Genomic DNA, 3,024 nt, shown 5'->3' on the forward strand with positions numbered 1-3,024 from the left:
CCTCTACCTGCACAATATGAACGCCGACCTGCGCCGGGGTAATACCCTGGTGGAGCCGCTGCACCTGGAACAGGACAGTGTGCGTGTATTCGACCGGGTGATTGCCAACCCGCCGTTTTCCGCCAAACAGTGGTGGACGCCGCTGGAAGTCAACCTGAAAACCAAAGTAGGCAAAGACGGCAAAGAGAAAGAGGTGGCCCCCAACTACAAGAAAGAGGTCTACGACCGCTACGGACGCTTCGGTTACGGCATCCCGCCCCGTGGCTATGCCGACCTGGCCTTTGTCCAGCATATGCTGGCCAGCCTGAAAGACGATGGTCGTATGGCGGTGGTACTGCCCCACGGCGTGCTGTTCCGTGGTGGTGAGGAGGGCAAGATTCGCCAGGGGCTGCTGAAAGGCACCAGCGAACAGCCTGGTGATCGGATTGAGGCAGTGATTGGCCTGCCGGAGGCGCTGTTCTATAACACCGGTATTCCTGCCTGTGTGTTGGTTATCAATAAGCAGAAGCCCGCCAACCTGAAGGACAAGGTGATCTTTATTGATGCCAGCGGTGAGTTTGCCGAGGGCAAGAACCAGAATAGTTTGCGGGTGCAGGATATTGACCGTATTGATGAGGCGCATAGTGCTGCTTTTCATAATGGTGTGGAGGAGGAGAAATATTGTCGTCTGGTGTCGATGGGTGAGATTGCTGGTAATGATTACAACTTGAATATTGCGCGGTATATCGATACTTCGGTGGCGGAGGTGCCGGTGGATATTGGTGCGGTGCTGGGTCAGTTGGCAGTTATCAGTGGGCAGTTGGCAGAGGTTGATGTGGAGTTGGATGGGTATTTGGCTGAGTTGGGGCTTTTGGCTACGGCGGATATGGAGCTGGTGTCATGACAGTGAACCGTCTCTCAAGCAAACCCATAGATTTCGTAGTGCAAGACTGGGACGTGGTACCGATTCGCACCTTTGTGAAAGAATTAATCTCTGGCACCAGTGTAAACTCCGAAAACCGACAAAAGTCTCAGAATGAAAAGGGTGTGTTAAAAACCAGTGCTGTCGGTCACGGCAGATTTTACGCAGGCGAACATAAAGCTGTTCTTATTGACGAGGAAGGGCGGTTAAAAAATTCCGTAATTGCAAGTCGTATAATCATTAGCAGAATGAATACACCGAATCTGGTGGGTGAATCAGGCTATGTGGATGCGACCTACTCAGATTTGTTTCTCCCAGATCGCCTTTGGATGACCGAACCCTCAGAAGTTAAACACTGCACCAAGTGGTTAGCTTATTGCCTGCAATTCCCGCCAATTAAACAGACGATACAGGCATCAGCATCAGGTACAAGCAATTCGATGAAAAATATCTCAAAAGATAATTTTTTATCGACTGAAGTACCTATGCCCCCACTCCCCGAACAGAAAAAAATCGCCCGCATCCTGTCGTCCGTCGATAGCAAGCTGGCCCTGATCGACCAGCAGATCACCACCACCCAAACCCTGAAAAAGGGGTTGATGCAGAAGCTGTTTACCCAGGGTGTCGGCACCCAGGATACTGATGGCCGGTGGCAGCCGCATACCGAGTTTCAGGAAACGGAGATGAAACTTGTAGAGAATGGTCTGATTAGTAAGACAGCCAGCAGAATCCCTGATGGCTGGAAACCCCTTAAATTGGGAGATATTTTCAGCGTTAAAAGCGGTGATTTCCTGCCCAAGAATAAAATGGAGCCAGGAACTGTGCCAGTTTACGGTGGAAATGGTATTTCCGGTTATCATGCCCAAGCTAACACTCAAGGACCAAAGCTAATTATTGGTAGGGTTGGTGCGTATTGCGGAGCGGTTTATTTGTCAGGAAGCAATTCTTGGATCACTGATAATGCGCTTTTTATCAATGAAAAACATCAATCATTCGATGATAAGTTTGGACTCTTCCTTTTGGAGCACTTAAATTTGAATTCCTATGCGGCCCAGAGTGCCCAACCACTTATATCCGGTAAGTTATTATTGGAAATTAAAGCAAATCTTCCCCCTCTTCCCGAACAACAAGAAATCGCCCGCATCCTCTCAACCGTTGACCGCAAACTGGATCACCTGCAAACCCAAAAAACCCAAACCCAACACCTAAAAAAAGGCCTGATGCAAAAGCTCCTGACCGGCCAAATCCGCGTACAGCCGGACCCGCAGGATAACTAATCATGGATAACCCGGAACTTGAAGGCATGGAAAAACCCGCCATTGCCTGGCTGGTCAAACTCGGTTACACCCATCTCAGCGGTGCCGAGGTGGGCCGCCAGCAGGCCCACCGTCACATGGCACCCATTCTGGAGGATGTGCTGGCTGAACAGTTGCTGCGCCTTAACCCGTGGTTGGCGGCGCTGCAAAAAGAGAGCGGCAACAGCTCCACCGCCACCGTCCTGCGGGAGCTGCGCAAATTCTGGCAGGAGAACCTGTTGGAAGCGAACCAGAATGCCTGGGCGTCGGTGATTCATGGCAGCAATATCCAACTCAAGGATGCCCGTGGCCGCGCCCACAGCGTCCGCTTTATGGACCAGAGCAACCCCACCGCCAACCGCTTCCATGTGGTGGATCAGTACATTGGCAGCAACAGCGAGGGCGATGAGTTCCGGCCGGATCTGCTGCTGTTTATCAACGGTCTGCCTCTGGCAATGATTGAGTGCAAGGCCAGCCATATCAAATTGAGCAAGGGCATTAACCAGCTGCTCGCCTATCAGAACAGCCACCCGCGCCACTTTGTCTTTAACCAGGTCTGTGCGGCCATTAACCGTGGTCAGGCCCGTTACGGGGCCATCTACACGCCAGAAGCCTTCTACTTTCGCTACCGGCTGGACGACGCCGAAGAAGCCATCGTACAACAACTGCTTAGCAAAGAACCCAGCGAACAGGATCGTCTGCTGTGGGCGCTGTTTGAGCCGACCCGCTTTGTGGAGCTGGTCTGCCAGTTTGTGCTGTTTGAAGTGGAAGATGGTCGCACCATTAAAAAGCTGCCCCGTTACCAGCAGTGGCGGGCGGTACGCAAGA

3 protein-coding genes are annotated in these 3,024 nt (G+C 52.0%); all 3 read left to right on the forward strand.

The window, feature by feature from the left end; genetic code table 11:
* Positions 1-883, forward strand: an 883-nt coding sequence (locus ACO6V1_RS23250; protein ID WP_422468885.1) for an N-6 DNA methylase, incomplete at its 5' end; no start/stop codon positions are given.
* A complete protein-coding gene (locus tag ACO6V1_RS23255; RefSeq protein ID WP_422459818.1) occupies positions 880-2,178 on the forward strand; it encodes a restriction endonuclease subunit S in 1,299 nt (432 codons plus the stop codon). The genes ACO6V1_RS23250 and ACO6V1_RS23255, both read left to right, overlap by 4 nt.
* A gap of 2 nt (positions 2,179-2,180) precedes the next feature.
* On the forward strand, positions 2,181-3,024 hold an 844-nt coding region (locus ACO6V1_RS23260), incomplete at its 3' end, for a type I restriction endonuclease (RefSeq protein ID WP_422468887.1).

The sequence above is a fragment of the Endozoicomonas sp. ALC013 genome (assembly GCF_049310205.1).
In the GTDB taxonomy this organism is placed as follows: Bacteria; Pseudomonadota; Gammaproteobacteria; order Pseudomonadales; family Endozoicomonadaceae; genus Endozoicomonas.

Coding starts and splice junctions, on each gene's coding strand:
- ACO6V1_RS23255 (WP_422459818.1), top strand. CDS start 880: ATGACAGTGAACCGTCTCTCAAGCAAACCCATAGATTTCGTAGTGCAA.